Origin of the sequence: Eggerthella sp. AM16-19 (assembly GCF_003474385.1) — a bacterium.
GTDB lineage: Bacteria > Actinomycetota > Coriobacteriia > Coriobacteriales > Eggerthellaceae > Senegalimassilia.
Genome location: NZ_QUCY01000038.1, coordinates 1 through 16,380, shown reverse-complemented (window position 1 = coordinate 16,380; position 16,380 = coordinate 1). Strand labels below are relative to the sequence as shown.

The 16,380-nt window shown below is 62.1% G+C and carries 8 protein-coding genes; 4 read left to right on the top strand and 4 right to left on the bottom strand.

All coding sequences use genetic code 11. The annotated features are described in order from the left end of the window. Positions 1–47 precede the first annotated feature (47 nt). Both DW178_RS10625 and DW178_RS10620 read right to left on the bottom strand, forming a co-directional pair. Positions 48–5,810, bottom strand: a complete 5,763-nt coding sequence (locus DW178_RS10625; protein WP_118351378.1) for an MBG domain-containing protein — start codon at positions 5,808–5,810, stop codon at positions 48–50. A 215-nt stretch (positions 5,811–6,025) separates the two neighbouring features. Continuing rightward, positions 6,026–6,598, bottom strand: coding sequence for a hypothetical protein (locus DW178_RS10620; protein ID WP_118351376.1), 573 nt, complete (start codon positions 6,596–6,598; stop codon positions 6,026–6,028). Between the two features lie 977 nt (positions 6,599–7,575). Here DW178_RS10620 and DW178_RS10615 point away from each other — a divergent pair. Next, positions 7,576–8,028, top strand: a complete 453-nt coding sequence (locus DW178_RS10615) for a helix-turn-helix domain-containing protein (protein WP_158574194.1) — start codon at positions 7,576–7,578, stop codon at positions 8,026–8,028. Positions 8,029–8,087: 59 nt separating this feature from the next. On the opposite strand, the gene DW178_RS10610 is transcribed toward DW178_RS10615, so the two are convergent. Then, positions 8,088–8,738 carry a Crp/Fnr family transcriptional regulator gene (locus tag DW178_RS10610; protein ID WP_118351371.1) on the bottom strand — a complete coding sequence of 217 codons (651 nt, stop codon included), beginning with the start codon at positions 8,736–8,738 and terminating at the stop codon, positions 8,088–8,090. A gap of 352 nt (positions 8,739–9,090) precedes the next feature. Next, positions 9,091–10,800 carry a phospho-sugar mutase gene (locus tag DW178_RS10605; RefSeq protein WP_118351368.1) on the bottom strand — a complete coding sequence of 570 codons (1,710 nt, stop codon included), beginning with the start codon at positions 10,798–10,800 and terminating at the stop codon, positions 9,091–9,093. Positions 10,801–11,164: 364 nt separating this feature from the next. Here DW178_RS10605 and DW178_RS10600 point away from each other — a divergent pair, with 364 nt between their 5' ends. From DW178_RS10600 to DW178_RS10590, 3 genes are all read left to right on the top strand, one after another. Next, positions 11,165–11,491, top strand: coding sequence for a hypothetical protein (locus DW178_RS10600; RefSeq protein WP_118351365.1), 327 nt, complete (start codon positions 11,165–11,167; stop codon positions 11,489–11,491). A 12-nt stretch (positions 11,492–11,503) separates the two neighbouring features. Beyond that, entirely contained in the window at positions 11,504–13,072 is a 1,569-nt protein-coding gene (locus DW178_RS10595) for an extracellular solute-binding protein (protein WP_199669299.1), read from the top strand. 81 nt (positions 13,073–13,153) lie between these two features. Further along, a partial coding sequence (locus DW178_RS10590) for a histidine kinase dimerization/phospho-acceptor domain-containing protein (RefSeq protein WP_118351362.1) occupies positions 13,154–16,380 on the top strand: 3,227 nt, incomplete at its 3' end.

Genomic DNA, 16,380 nt, shown 5'->3' with positions numbered 1-16,380 from the left:
AGCCGGCGGCACGGCGCACGCCGGCGCGCGCCGCTTGCATCCGCATGCTACTTCGCGGCATCACCTACCTCGCCGGCGGCGGCGCGCTTCTTGCGGCGGTAGGCGTACACGCCGCCCGCCACGGCGGCGGCAACCGCTAGCACGACTGCGCAACCCAGCGCGATCGCAACCGCGGGGTTGGACGCGGCCGCGTCGGCCAGGTCCTCGACCGCACCGGCCACGCCGGACTTCGCGGACCCGGACGACTTGCCGTCGGCGGTCTTGCCGCTCTTGGCAGCGTCGCCGCTCTTAGCCGCACCGTCCTCGGCCGCCGCCAGCGCAGCAGCCGCAGCGTCGCCAGAAGCAGCCACGCCGTTCTCGCCATTCAAAATGGCCTGCGCCGCGGCCGGCAGCTCGCCGCCGCCGCTTGCGGGCAGCGAACCTGCCACCAGGTCGACCTCCCAGTTCGTGGTCCACGTGTGATCCCACACGCCGTTGAAGATGCCCGCGGCGATGGTGCGCGCCAGCCAGCCGATGGTCACCGAAGAGGTGCACGTGCCGGCAAACGAGGTGCGCGACGCCGACGGCGTGCCCAGGTCGATGGTCACCGTGGAGCCATCGAAGCTGACGCCCGATCCCCACACGTTGTTGATGGTCATCACCTTGTCCTGGATGACCACCGGGGCGCTCACCCAAGCATGGCCCGACGCGTCCACTGTCATGGTGGCGTTGTTGCTGACCGGCGTCGACGGCGGGAAGCCGCCGTTGGTCAGGTGCGGGTTCAGCGGCAGGCCCGTGGTGGCCTTGTCGAACCACAGGTTGGCCGAAACCGTGTACGTGCCCGCGGCGAAATGCCCGTCGGTGGTGGTGCCCACCTCGGTCGACCCGTTCGGCTGAGCCGGCGAAGGCGAAGGCGTCGGCGTCGGATCAGGCGTCGGGGTCGGGTCCGGCGTCGGCTCGGGATCTGGATTGGGCACCGGATCGACGCCGTCGGGCAACGCCGAAGCAGGCAAGCTGCTGTAGTTGACCGACAGCTCCAAGGCGATGCTGCCCGAAGGCGCGATGTCCATGTTCAGCGGCACCGCGTACAGCTTCGACCCGCTGAAGTAGTACGACTTCGCGCCCGTGACCATGTCGTCGGTCAGCTTCACCGAAACGTGGCTGATGCGCGTGTCGTACTTGCCATAGCTCCAAATGCTCGCGTCGGCCGGGGCCTTGCGCGTCACCTGCACGCCGGCAAGCTCGGCGCACGTGCCCAGCTCCTGCGTGGTGAACACGGGGTTCAGCACGTCAAGCTCCAGCGTCTTCGTGCCGTCGGCAGCCACCACCAGCGTCGCGTTCTTGGTAAGCGGCGTGGTGGGCGTGGTGGACACGACGCCCACGGGGTTGTTCCCGTCAAGCACCGGCTCGTGGCCGGCCTTGTCGGCGAACGGGTTGTTCGGGTTGTTCACGTACACCGTGGCCCCGGGGATGACCGGGTTATAATCGCCCGGCATGCTCAGGTTCGCGGTGATGGCGTACGTGCCCGCCTTCAGCGTGCCCGAAGAGGCCTTCTCCACCTTCAGCGTGCCGCCCACGTACACGAACTCGTAGTTGGCGGCCGCGCCGCCCGAAGGCACCAGCTCGTAGGACTTGCCCGCCTCAAGCGAGGCCGGCGCGCTCACGGAAGGCGCCTGGTAACCGGCTGCGGAAAGCGCCGTCTCGCCGCCCACGAAGCCCGTGACCTCAACGCCCAGGCCAGGCTTGGCGCCGGGCGAAACGGTCTCGCCGGCGTACGTTGCCACCAGCTTGGCCTTCGCGATGGACCACGTCACCTCGACCGGGTCGACGGTGCCGTCGGCCCACGTGAACCCGTCCTTCAACGTGGCCGTGGCCACGTAGTCGCCGGCGTCTTTGCCCTCGGCGCCGGAAAGGACGAAGCCCTCGGAAGTCTGCACGCCCGTCTGGGCAAGGCCGTTGTAGATAAGGCCGGACGCCGCAGCAGGCTTCTCAACCTTCACGCGCTCGTCCTTCAGACCGGGTTTCGCCTGTTTGGCGAACGCAGCGGAAGCCTCGTTCAGCGCCGCCAGCGCGTCGTCGATCATCTGCTGGGAAACCAGCTTCTCCGCATCCATCGAGCTTGCCGCGTCGATAGCGTTGCGGAAAGCGTCGGCGGCCTCCCGGGAAACCCACGTGCCCTCGGTGGACACGTCGGAGCCGTCGGCGGAAACCACCACGCCAGCCAAGGCAGCCTTGGCCGAAGCGATGCCTTCCTCAAGCGCGGAGCGATCGACCGCGGCCGACCCGCTTTCCTTAGCGGAATCAAGGTCGACCACCAGCTTCAACGCCGGCTTGCCGGCCTCGGGCTGGATGTCGGCGTTGAGCGGCACCGCGTACAGCTTGGATCCGGTGAAGGTGTAGGTCACCGTGCCCTTGGCGTCGGCGGGCAGCTTCACGCTCACGCGGCAGATGCGCGTGTCGTACTTGCCGTAATCCCACACCGACTTGTCCGCAGGCTGCTTGGTCTCCACGCTGACCGACCCTTCGGGCAGGTCGGCGCACGTGCCAAGCTCCTGCAGCGTGAACACCGGGTTGGGAAGGTCGAGCACCAGCGTCTTGCTGCCGTCCGCCGCAACCGTCACCTTGGCGTTGCCGTCAAGCGGCTTCGTGGGCGCCTCGACGACCACGCCCTCGCCCGACGCGCCGTCAAGCACCGGCGATTTGCCAGCCTTGTCGGTGAACGGGTTGTTCGGGTTGTTCACGTACACGTCCACGCCCGAAAGCACCGGGTTGTACTCCCCCGGCATGCTCAGGTTCGCGGTCAGGGTGTAGACGGCGGCCGGCGCAAACGAAGCATCTACCACAAGTTTTCCGGCAACATACTCGAAGACATAATTCTTGCCAGCATAACCGCCTTCAGGCGTCAGCTCGTACTCTTTCCCAGGGGCCAGATTCTCGGGGATCTTCACCGAGGGAGCTTGGTATCCTTCGATTTGCTCAGCACTCTCCCCGTTGACGAAGCCGACTACCGAAACAGCGCCCTTCGCCTCGGACGCAGACTCCTTGACGACATCGCCCTCGTAAACCGCTGTTAAAGTCGCCGGAGATACCGACCACGAAACATGCTTTACCTGTGTGCTGCCATCAGACCACACGCCGTTGAAATCAACAACGAATTCGTACTCACCAACGTCCTTTTGTTGCTTTACGTTATACGTCCGGAAGGAATACTTGCCGTTCGAAGAAAGCTGCGGGGCATGCCCCTTCCCATCGTAGGTGAATTGAAGCGAATCGTAATTTGGTTCATCATCAGGAGAAATGCCAACACGAACAGTCCCAATCCGCCACGATGAGCTGCCCGCTTCCGAAACCTTATAGTTACCGGATTCGGAAGAAACGTTTGAGTAGTCGGCATAAATCCGATAATCGGTACCGGGAATTGCCTCTTTTATTTTCGACGACTCGGTAACGACGGGCCAATTGCCAGAGTAATCCGTCACCTCTTCGCCATCGGAGGTGAACGCTTTTAAAGCATAGGAAAGCGAAGCCGCATCGAAATCGTAGGGAACACCCATGATAGAGCTACCGTTTCCACCCATAAGCGAAAGCCTGAAGGTTATCGGAGCCCGCTCGATATCGTACGTGAACTCAATCGGCTCATTCGTTCCATCAAACCACGTGTAACCGTTTTCCGGCGCAATAGCAACTTTGTATTCGCCCGCATCAACCGCACTCGGCGACCCACTAACGACTTTGTTGTGAGCGCCAAGCCTCACACCGAGCTGCTCTTCTCCGTTGTAAGCAAGATGAGCGGTCTCGTATTCACCCCAATCAGTGGAAAGATAGGGTTGCCCGGCAATTTTTCCATCATTGCTCATGATGAGAATATACGCGATCGGGGCGTCCTCCGTTGCGGAGTCGAGACCATTTCGGTATGCGTTGTCCATATCACGAAGAAGATCTCGCCCGTAATTTCGCGGATAATCGCCGATCAAATCGACCTTCAGGCGTCCGTTTTCATAAGCGGAGTCCAATATCTCAGCAGTGACAGACACCCCATCGTCGCGAACGAGAATCGCCTGCGAGCCATCAGCCGCAGGAAACGAAAGCGACATAGAGGCTTCACCGGGGTTGTACCAATACCCAGGCGTGTGGCGATATTGCGCATGAATCTCCTCCTCGGCCTTCGCCTGAGCAGAGGCCTCGTCCATTCCCTCGGAAACGTATTTGTTCTTCAGCTCTGCCACTTTCGCGGGCGCGTCAACGGCAACTGCGTAATTGTCGTACATCATGGACATCGTGAAAGCCGTGCCCTTGGGCAGAACCTGCTGCCCAAACGAGTAGGTGACTAGGTCGGACATGGTAAACTCCGCGTCGCCAACCCCGCTGTTCACAACGCTCAGCGTTCCTGTGACATCGGTCGACCCCGTCGAGTCGCTAATCTTGCCAATGCTAATCGACTGAACCGCCGTTGTGTCGACAACAGCATACGAAGAGCTCAATCCCAGACCATCAGAGAAGACCAATCGCCCGTTCTGCGAAACAATATTCTGCGAGGACAGCTCGCCGTCCTGGACGCCCCATACGACGACGTTCTTCGATTCGACGTCGGCGAACGGGTTCGGCAACGACACCGTTACCTTCGTGTTTCCGCTCAAGTCGACCGCATTGCCATCTTGGTCGATCAACGCCATATCGAACAAAGTTAGCGGTGGGGTCTGCACATAGCGCGATTTCAGCAGTTCAACGGCTTCATCGTAAGAGTTGCCGTCCTTCTGCTCGCTCGCAACGAGGGACACCTTCCCAAACTGATCGGAAAGTTTCTTTTCAGTTGTGGACACCGTCACGTTGACGCCCGTCGACTCGTCTTCGAACGTCTTCGTCACGCTTTCGCCCTTTGAAGGGTCGTAGCCACCTTTCACCGCAGAGTCGAAATCAACCGACAGGAAGATATCCCAATTCTTATCCTCTTCAAGGATAGTCGGATACTGAACGCAATCCTTGAACTTATACGTTCCATTATCGTTATCGAGTTTGACAACAAGCTTCGTAATGCGATCAGGATGAGAACCATAGCTACTCGCAAAACCGCCGCGCTCAATTGATTCGATGTGCGCATCGTCGCCATCGTGGATGTCCTGTAGCGTGAAAATCTCATGCACGGGATACACCGTTACAGTCAACTCGCCATTCTCGCCAACTGACAGTTCACCGTTCTGCCTGCCCTTGTTGACAGGCGGAAAGTCGTTGGTGGTCATATAGGCATTGCTGCCGATTGGCGCTTGATATCCCGGCACGTACAGATTGGCATCTACCGTGTACACGCCAGCTTCCAGCTGCTTCTTTTCCTCCAGGCCGGTGGTGTCGACGAACGCCACGCACGCCGGGTCGGCGCCGTGGGCGGCCACGTCGAACATCATGCCCTCGACGTAGTTGGCGCCCTGCGTGGTCTCGAGCTCGCGGAGCGTCCCGTCGTCGGCCAGCGAGAACGCCCTGGGGGCGACGCCGCCGTTGAGCATCTCGGTGTACTCGAAGGTCACCTCCGCGCCCTCGGGGACGGCGACCTCCGAGCCGGAGCCGTCGAGCACCCTGAACGAGTAGACCCGGAGCAGCGCCGGGTCGCCCGACCACCTCTTGGCCACGGCGGCCGCGACCTTGTCGTAGGCCGGGTCGCCGGCCTCCAGCCTGGTGGCCTCGGCGCAGGCTCCGGTGGAGTCGGGGTCGGGAAGCGCCGACAGGTCGGCGCCCTCGACGGTCACCCGGCCCATCTCGACGGTGGTCGCGGCGTCGGCGCCGTACCAGGTGTAGGAGCGGGCCTGGACCTGCGGCGCGGCGGTTGCAGCATCCCCCACATTAGCTAACTCGATATTCGCGAGTGCCGACGATGGGATCAATGAAACAACGAGCACAAAAGCAAGCAGCGTTTTCCAAGCTTTCCCAATCAAACCGACATGCGATGGAATACACGGCATAAAGCATTCCCTCCTTTCATGCGCGAAACGAGGGGGGCGGCAGATCACGCCGCCCCCCTCAAATCAACGAGAGCAGCTGCTAATCAGCAGCGTGATTACTGTGCGTCCGGGAACTCGACGGTCATGTAAATCGGCCATTCGTGGTAGCCTTTCTTCAGCGGATGAGCTGCATATTCCTTGACCGCCGTGAACTTATACTCGGCCTTTCTCTCACTGACCACTAGAGTCAGCGAGCTAATGCGATTCTCGTTGGGGTAGGAACAATATGTCGTTTCATAATCCGCTACAGTCACGCCATCCCCTCCGCTGAACTCGATAAGAGAGAAGCACTCGTTACGAACGGGAATGGTGACCTGATATTTCCCACCGTCGAGGACTTTCAGCGTAGCGTTGTCGCTCATAGGGCTGGTCGGGAATCCACCGAGTTTCAGAGGATTGTTCGGGTTCGTGAGATAAGCATTGCCGGACACGAGCGGTGCTTGGTGGTCCTCGTGCTTCACGTAGAGATTAGCAGTGACAGTATAAGAACCATCGGCATTCTGCGAAGCTGCAAACGCCTTGTCGATGTCCAGCGTGCTGGCGCCCGTGGCGACCAGCGCTGCTGCGGCCACCGCACCGGCGGCCAGCTTGACGAAACCTCGACGCGTGTAGATCATTTCGGTGTTCATTGCGAATCACCCTCTCTTTGCGGCTCGTTTATATTGGAAACGCAACTTCGGGGCCGATGCCGCATCCTCGGTCCCGAAGCATCCCGCGGCGAGCGCAAGCGCTCGACCAAGTGGAATCCAGGTACGCCAAATCAGACGCGCGCTCGCGTTGCATGCAGGTTGATTACGTTGCAAGAATGGGAATACCCCGCAAGACGATGCCGTTTTCCCTGGTTAACAGGGTATTTCATCAGGCATGTCACACACGGATAACTGATTCGACAGGGCTTATTGTATGCCGAGGGTTACCAAAAACACAAGAAAAAAGTTCGAAAACGGTTCCTTTTTCGCCAAAATCTTGCCCAAAGGTAACAAATGTCACTTTCCCCAGGTCAAGGGGCAAAACGCTGCCATTCGCGAAATTCGATGCAGGACGACGGCAAAGCGGCGGATTCCGCCTCCGGCGCGACGCCCATCACAGCCGGGTACCCGCTTTCCATAAGCGCCACGGCACCTTCGACAGCAAGCTGTTCCGGATTTTCCGAACCCTGAGCAACGGAAAATCCGACCCGCAGCAACAGGAAATCTCAAATCTGGACAGCAGAATAATTCGAATGGGCGCATCGAAAAAGTAGGGCCTGTTACGCTTCGCATTGCACTCCATTAATCTATATATACCAAACATTTGTTCTTGTGTATCGAACGTTTGTTTGGTAGTATACGTGTTGTAAGAGATGCTCTTCGGCAGGTTATTCCATTATTCCTTAGCGTTTGCTAATATTTAATGAAGGGTGGCATATGACAAAGCGAAGGGACTTGGTAAAGCAGTTAGAGCAAGCTGGTTTTTGGTCGTGCGGCAGCACCAACCACGAGCACTTCACAAATGGAACGGTTAGCGTTCTCGTCAAACGCCACAGAGAAATACCCGATGCGATTGCAGCGAAAATCCTTCGCGAAGCAGGTCTGCGATGAGGGGCCATTGGCGGAAAGAAGGTAGCATGATTTATATACGCGAGTTCGAATTCTATAGCTCAGACGGCTATGTGCTTGCCGTTCCCTGCGACATGAGCGGAGGTACATTCGGCGCCACGCTGGAAGAGGCCGCAGAGTCGGCAGCAGATTGGCTGTTCGAGACGATCACCGACCACCTTATCGCCAACGAAGTCGTCCCCGGGGGCAAACTTGGACATGAGCCGGTTCATGGCGGGAAGGTCATAGCAATTGCGGTCAACGCCTCGCTGGGAAACGTCGACGCGATGACCGCCGCCGATGCGGCGCGAATGCTTGGCGTCAGCACCGCGCGCGTTGCACAGATGTGCGCCAGCGGGAAGCTTGCATCCTGGAAGGACGGGAGCAAGCGAATGGTTGCGCGCCGTTCGGTTGAGGCCAGGCTAGCCGAAGCGCCTGCCCCCGGCAGGCCGAAGAAAGCCGCTCAGCCGATGGAGGCGTAGCCGGGACCAGTGATTCTGCTTGACGCCTTTCGGACGTAGAGCGGGCACTCGAGTGCCGCTTATAGCACGCGGATGTGGCGGCCGTCTACTTCTAGCAGGCCGTCGTTTTGCATGGCGCGCAGCTCGCGGATGAGCGACTTGTCGGCAACGCGCAGGTAGGATGCCCATTCTTGACGGTTCACGGGGATTTCAACACGGCCGTCGGCGTCGACGGGAAGCGTGCGCAGGTACGCCAGGATGCGGTCGGACAGGCGCGGCTCGCCCACCACCGACAGCGTTTTCGTCAGCACGCCAATCTTCTTCGACATCTCCGCCGACAGGTTCTCGCGCACCAAAAACGCATGCGGGTTCGTGCACGTCTCCAGCTGCTTGGCGGGAATGCACAGGATGCGCGTAGGTTCTTGCGCGCAGATGTTCACGGGCGTGTGCTTCAGCGTGGCCGGCACCGCTTCGGCGAACGACTCACCCGGGCCGAACTGCGCCACCGGGCGGTCCTGCCCGCCTTGCGGCATGGTAGCAAGCACGCTACCCTCGATGACCACCGGGTAGAAGTCCAGCTTGTCGCCCGCGCGGCGCAGCAGCTGGCCTTCGCCAAGCTCCACGATGCGGGCGTCTATTTCTTTCAGCAGCTCGAAGCGATCTTTTTGGGAAATGCCACGGAACACCGGCGACGCTTTCAGCGGATGAATGTCTTCCAACCTGATTCCCATGCGCGCGTCCGCCTCCTGCTGCGGTAACAAATGCTACCATTTGTTTACTATTACTAACTAATTATCGCATAGCCGCATAATTTGTAAACGAAGACTCACATAATTTCAGGAATCGGGAACCGCCCCCGAAAGCAGAACGCCCGTAGGGAATCACCTGCGGGCGTTCTGTATCTGGATGCATTTGGAACGCTTGTGGCGGTCGGCTTACCGTCTGGCGCATCGTGCACACCAGCCAAGACATCGACAACTACGCTATCAGGCCACTTAAAATGTAAGCGGATAGAAAAAGGCGGCGGCACCGGGCTGGTGTCGCCGCCTTTGTTGTGGGCAGCGTTTCGCTTGCGAGATTGCGTTAGGCCAGCAGCTTGCGGCCGGCGGCCTCCAGCTGATCGAGCAGCGCGTCGGCTGCCTCGCGGCTGGCGTCCTTCGCGAACACGTACAGCTTGATCTTCGGCTCGGTGCCGCTCGGGCGCACGATGACCTTGTTGCCGCCTTCCACGTCGAACTCCACCACGTTGGCGGAAGGCAGGCCGTTCACGCCGCCCTGATAGTCGACCACGGCTTCGACCTTGCGGCCGGCAAGCTCGGCCGGCGCGTTCGTGCGCAAACCCGCCATGAAGTCGGCCATCTTCGCCGCGCCGTCGGCGCCGGGGTAGGACAGCGACACGGTACGGTTGAGCCACCAGCCGTGCTTAGCGTACAGGTCGCGCATGGCCTGGGCCAGGTTCTTGCCCGCCAGCTTGTACTCCTGCGCCATCTGGCAGATGAGCAGGCTGGCGTTCACGGCGTCCTTGTCGCGCACGTGGTCGCCGGACAGGTAGCCGTAGCTCTCCTCGAAGCCGAAGATGAAGCGGTCGGCCTGGCCCGCGTCGGCCAGCTCGGTGATGATGTCGCCGATGTACTTGAAGCCCGTCAGGCAACGGCGCAGCTCGAAGCCGTATTCCGCAGCCAGCGCATCGACCATGGCCGACGACACGATGGTGGTCACGGCCACCTTGCGCGCCAGGTCCTCGCCGCGCTCGGCGCGCATGCGGCACACGTAGTCGAGCAGCAGCACGCCCATCTCGTTGCCGGTCAGCAGCGTGTAGTCGTCACCGTCCTTGCAGGCCACGCCCACGCGGTCGGCATCGGGGTCGGTGGCCAGCAGCAGGTCGGGATGCACCTGCTCGCACAGGTCGATGCCCTTCTGCATGGCTTCGCGGATCTCGGGGTTGGGATAGGGGCACGTGGGGAAGTTGCCGTCGGGCTGCTCCTGCTCGGGCACCACGGTGACGTCGGAGACACCGGCGCGCGCGAGCACCGTGGTAACGGGGACCAGGCCCGTGCCGTTAAGCGGCGTGTACACCAGCTTCAGCGGGGCGGCGGCGATCTGCTCGTCGGACAGGTTGTTCACCGACTGCGCCAGCACCGCGTCGTAGTAGCGCTCGAGCACGGCGTCTTCGATCCACTTGACCTTGCCCGATGCCACGGCCTCATCGAAATCCATGGACTTCACGCCGGTGAACGCGTCGGTTCCGGCGATGGCCGCGGAGATGGCGGCGGCAGCCTGGCTAGTGATCTGGCAACCGTCGGGGCCGTAGGCCTTGTAGCCGTTGTACGGCGCAGGGTTGTGGCTGGCCGTCATGCAGATACCGCCCGAGCAGCCCAGGTCGCGCACGGCCCACGAAAGCGTGGGGACCGGGGAGATGCGCGGGTACACGTATGCCGTCACGCCGTTGGCGGCCATGATGGCGGCGGTGGTGCGCACGAACAGCTCGCCGTTGTTGCGGCTGTCGCGGGCGATGGCCACGGAGGGGTTGTCGAAGTTCGCGTTCAGGTAATCGGCGAAGCCCTGCGTGGCGCGGCCCACCGTGTAGATGTTCATGCGGTTCGTGCCGGCGCCCAGCACGCCGCGCAGGCCCGCGGTGCCGAACGACAGGTTCTGGAAGAAGGCGTCGGTCATCGCGGCGTCGTCGCCGGCGTCGGCCTTCGCCTGCATGTCGGCCAGCTCGGCCGCCAGATCGGTGTCCTGCACGTTCTCAATCCAATGCGCAAGCTCGGCGCGCACATCGATATCGCTCATAAGGTTTCCTTCGCTTCTAGCGGTTTCTCCCCGGTTACTTGGGCGCGATCGGGCGCGCCGCGGGCGTCCGCCCCGCGCGGCCGGCATCCGTCCGATGCGGCACGGGCATGCGCCCGCCCTCCAACCAGGCTTCCTGCATATGCGGCCCATTGTAAACGACACGCCGCCGAAGCGCGCGAACCCGACAGCATCAGCGCAGTTGCACGCCGGATGACGCGGCGGCGCCGCGATCCTCGATGAACACGCGGCACCCTCGGCGCGCCATCAAGGGCATCATCGAGCTCACCCACGACCACAGCGCCGAGCCCGAGCGCCTGCTCGACGACCGGCAACGCACCGACGAGCTGTCGAGCCGCCGTCCACCGTGGTCGTCGATACCGTGGACAAGGAAGACCCCGCCGCGCCGCCGGGGAACGAGCCGAATGCTGCCGCGAACGTAAAATCCGCCGGCGAAGCAGGGCGAATCGATGGTTTCGCGGGCGTTAACGGGTATGATGGGACTTGGTGCCCCACTGACAAAACCTACGGGGCCGACGCCACGGGCGCCGACTTCGCCGACGAGGTCAGCGACGGCTCAGGCGACAACGCGGGCAGCGATCCCGCCGCCCGCCCGGCCGCCGAAGCCGCAGAAGCTCGCCCAACCGATACGGAACTTTCGACCGGCGCCGATACGGAGCCGGCCAAGCACTAGGAGGAACCCAGCATGCACATGCACGCCAACCGCCGCGCAGCAGGTGTTAGCCAGGAAGGCGCTGCTACCGGCAACCGCCGCGGCCGCCGCGCGCACCGCGCCCGTTCCCGGAAAGCCGCGCTTGCCGCGTTCGCCCTTGCCGGCGTGCTTGCCGCCGCGCTGTCCGCCGGCTGCGCCGGCGATGACGGGAAATCCGCCGTCAAGCTGGATCCGAACAATCCCACCACCATCACCGTCTGGGATTACTACAACGGGGCCCAGCAGGCATCCTTCGACAGCCTGGTGTCCGAGTTCAACTCCACCGTGGGCAAGGAGAAAGGCATCTACGTGAAAAGCAAGACCCAGGGATCGGTTCCCGAGCTGGAGAAAGCCATCTCGAACTCGTCGGCGGGCGAAGTCGGCGCCGAGGAGATGCCCAACGTGTTCTCCTCCTACGCCGACACGGCCTATAACGTGCAGCAGCAGGGCAAGCTCGCCGATCTGACGGACTACTTCACGCCCGATGAGCTGTCCAACTATGTGCCCGACTACCTTGACGAGGGCCGCTTCGAAGACGACGATTCCCTGTACCTGCTACCGGTGGCGAAATCCACCGAGGTGACCATGCTCGATGAAACGGATTGGGCGCCGTTCGCCCAGGCCACCGGCGCCACCATCGACGACCTGGCAACGCAGGAAGGCATCGCCGCCACCGCGAAGCGCTATTACGAATACACCGATGCACTGACGCCCGACATCCCCGACGACGGCAAGGCGTTCTACGGCCGCGATTCCCTGTCAAACTACTTCATCATCGGCATGAGGCAGATGGGCGTCGACCTGCTCGCACCCGATGCCGATGGCAAAGCCCAGGTCAACGCCGACAAGGAAAAGGTTCGCCGCCTGTGGGATAACTACTACGTCCCCTACGTCAGCGGCTATTTCGACGCCGTAGGCAAGTTCCGCTCCGACGACGTGAAGACGGGCGACATCATCTGCTACACGGGTTCCACCGCATCGGCGGCGTACTTCCCGGACCGGGTGGTCGACGATAACGGGGCGCACGAGATCGCCTATCGCATCATCATGCCGCCCGCCTTCGAGGGCGGAAACGCCGTGGCCCCTCAGCAAGGAGCCGGCATGGCGGTGGCGAAATCCGATGAGCAGCACGAATACGCTTCCTGCGAGTTCCTGAAATGGTTCACGGAGAAGCAGAACAACCTGCGCTTCGCGGCGACGTCATCGTACCTGCCCGTGCGAACCGACGCGAACAACATCGACGAGCTCGATAGCGCGATTCGAGACGAAAACCTCTCCGTGAGCCCTAAGACCCGCGACTGCATCGCCATGGCCATGGACTCCTTCGATGATGTGGAGCTGTACTCGCTTAAGAGCTTCGACAACGCCTATGCCGCGCGCAAGGTGCTCGACCATTCGCTCAGCGACAAGGCAACCGCCGACAAAGCGGCAGTTCAGGCGGCCATGGCCGCCGGCCAGTCGCACGCCGAGGCTCTTGAACCGTACATGGGCGATGCCGCGTTCGAGCAATGGTACGCCTCCTTCTGCCAGCAGCTCCAAGCCGCAGCCGAGGGTACGGAGTAGCAAGAAGTGCATAACGAACGCAAGCGCACTGACGCAGGTGCGGCAAAGGGAAAACGAAAGATATCCTTCCTTCGAGCCCTCATGGTCTCGCTGGCCGTTATCGTCTTGATCCAGGGCGCCTTGCCCATTTCGGTGCTCGCGTTCAGCGGCGTGAAGGGCACGCTTGAGGACAACGCCATCTCCATCGATGCACGCGCGGTGGACAACCGCAAGGTGAACCTGGAAAGCGCCATGGTCAAAAGCTGGGCGGGCATCTCCCGTGAGACCGTCGCCCTCAACTCCGCCCTTTCCGATCAGCTTGCCCAGTCGGGCCTCGATGTGCCGGGCTTCCTTGCCGATGACAGCCAGAAGGAGGCCTTCACCGCCGATGCCTTCCCGCGGCTGCTCTCCGTTATCGGATCGAACACCACCAGCGGCGTGTACCTGATCCTGGGAAACGATGGCGACCTTTCCGTCGAGCAGGATCATATCGGGGCCTTCCTGCGCGACTCCGACCCCACCGGCAACTCCGATTCCCATTCCGACCTGCTGCTCGAACGAGGGGACAAGGAAATCGCCCGCAACGCGTCCATCGCCCTTGACAACACCTGGGCGCCGAAGCTGCACCTTGCCGGCAGCGCCGTGCGCAGCGCCGACGACTTCTTCTACAAGCCCTACGAGGCCGCCCTGCAAAACCCGGGAGCCGATGCGAAGGCCATGGCGTATTGGTCGCCGCCGTTCGTGCTGGAGGGCAATCCGAGCGACAGCTATCGCATGATCGCCTACTCGGTGCCGCTCATGCTCGACGGGCAGGTGTACGGCGTGCTGGGAATCGAGGTGTCCACCGAGTATCTGGCGGATACGTGCTTCCCCATATCCGAACTGAGCGGCAGCGAAGCCGGCGGCTACGCCCTTGCGCTGGCAGACGGCAACGACTCGTACCGGATCATCACGGGAAACGGCGCGCTCTATAACGCGGTGAACGCCGAAGGGCCCGCTTTCGCGCTTGAGGAAACACGCAATGCGGGCCTTATGCAAGTCGAAGGCGTTACCATGGGCGATCAACAGGTGTACGCCATCGCCGAACCGCTGAAGCTGTATTCGGGCATCGTGCCCTATGACGACACGGGCTGGGCGGTCGTCGGGCTGTTCTCCAAGGACTCCATCTTCGCCGCAGGCAACTCGCTGTACCACCGACTGGGCGTCACCATCGGCCTTACCACCATCGGATGCCTGGTGCTGGTGGTGCTGGTCTCGCGCGCCATCAACCGACCGCTCAGGGAGCTGATCGACAGCGTCCAGGGAGGCATGGAGAAGCTGCACGCGTTCCACACCTCCGTCGCCGAAGTCAACCAACTCCATGACGTCATCCTCGACCTCACCGAGGACGGCCTGGAGAAGCAGCGCAAGCTCAACGAGGAGAAGGAGCGCTATCGCTTGGCCGTTAAGGGCACGAACGACGCATTCTTCACCTATCATCCCAAAACGGGAGCCATCGAGATCACGAACTCCCCCAACGACGGCGAGTTCGATTCCGTGTGCTTCTGGGACCTGTTCCGCCGCAACAGCGCGAACCCCGAGGCGGTGGACGCCATCGAGCAGGCCGTGAACCGGATGCAGGAGACGAGCATCCAGGTGGAGGTCGTGACCGAGCACTTGCCGCAAGGACGTTGGCTTGAGGTGAGCTCATCGCGCGTGGACGACGCCGCCAGCGGGCAGGACTGCATGGTATGCGTCATCCGCGACATCGACGACAGGAAGCGCCGCGAAATCGAATCCGCGCGCAAGCAAGAGCTCGATCCCGCAACGACGGCATATCGCTTCGAACCTGGCATGGGCGTCATCGCCGCAGCGCGCGCAGGCGCAGCTGCGGGACAGCTTGCCGCCATCGAGATCGACGGTTTTGCAAGCATCGTGCGCGACTACGGCATCCCCTTCGGCGACGTGCTGCTCAACGAGCTGACCAAGGTCACGCGCGCATTCAATCTTGACAAGGGCAACCACGACGCCGTCCTGGTGCGCGCCGGCGCCGGGCAGTTCGTCTGCTGGGTCCCCGGCAAACACGCCGACGACGCCGTCAGCGAGGTGGCCGAGCTGCAACGAAGGTTCGCGAAATTGGTGCGCCCTGGAGTGCTGGAACTGGGGCTTCACGCGGGCATCGCCTCGTCAAGCGACGTTAGGAGCACGCACGAGTTGCTTCGCCGAGCGCGAACGGCGCTTCAAGCGTCGATGGGCCATCGTGCGATTTGCGCTTGCTGGGAGCCGTCAATGGATGACGCATACGGGCCGAAGCCGTTCGACCCCATATCCTCTTTCAGCCATGTCGAGGACATGACCTTGCCCGCCCTGACGCTGAACCTGCTCGATAGGCGCCTTTCGCTGGCGGCGGGCATGGACCTGCTCATGCGGCGGCTGAACGAGAAGCTCGACGTGACCAGCCTGTTCATCACGTCGTTCCAAGAAGACTATCAGACGGCATCGGTGCGCTATTTCTTCGGCCCCATCCCGGGCATCGACGAGAGCGCCGTGTTTCCGCTTTCGCGGGAGGCCGTCGACACGCTGCAGCGATTCGGCGAGCAGGGCCTTGTGCATCCCGTGAGCGAGATGCCCATCTTCGCCATGTCCGCCGAGACGCGCGCTTACGCCAACGGCATCGCGTTCCCCATAATGAACGTGGGGAAATACTCGGGGTCCGTGTTCTTCCTGAACGACGCGGGCAAGGCCTTCGACGACGATGAGACCGCGAACACCCTGCGCGAGGTGGGCGCGATCATCCAAAACCGCATCAACCAAGAGGAGCTCGACCTGTCGGCGCAGGCGAAGTCCGACTTCCTTGCGCGCATGTCGCACGAGATCCGCACGCCCATGAACGGCATCATCGGCATGACCGAGATAGCCTTGAAGCCCGAGCAGAGCGACGAGCGCCGCGTCGATTGCCTGAACAAGGTGCATGCGTCGTCGCTATACCTGCTCGATCTGCTCAACGGTATCCTGGACATGACGAAGATCGAGAACGACAAGATGCTGCTCGGCGATGCACCCTTCAGCATGAGCCATGTGGTCGAGGAGCTCAACGCCGTAAGCGCCGGAAGGCTTGCCGCGCGCAACCAGAAGCTGGTCGTGGACATGCGAACGCAGCACGATTGGTTCATGGGCGACGCGCTACGCCTGAGCCAAGTGCTCATCAACCTGGTGGGCAACGCCGTGAAATATTCGCACGATGGCGGCACCATCACGGTGACCATCGAGGAGCGGTCTGCCGTCGGCGGCGCGGGAGCGCTGGCGCCGGGTCGCGCGGCTGCGGGGGCCGGAGCCGCGGGGGCGCTTCC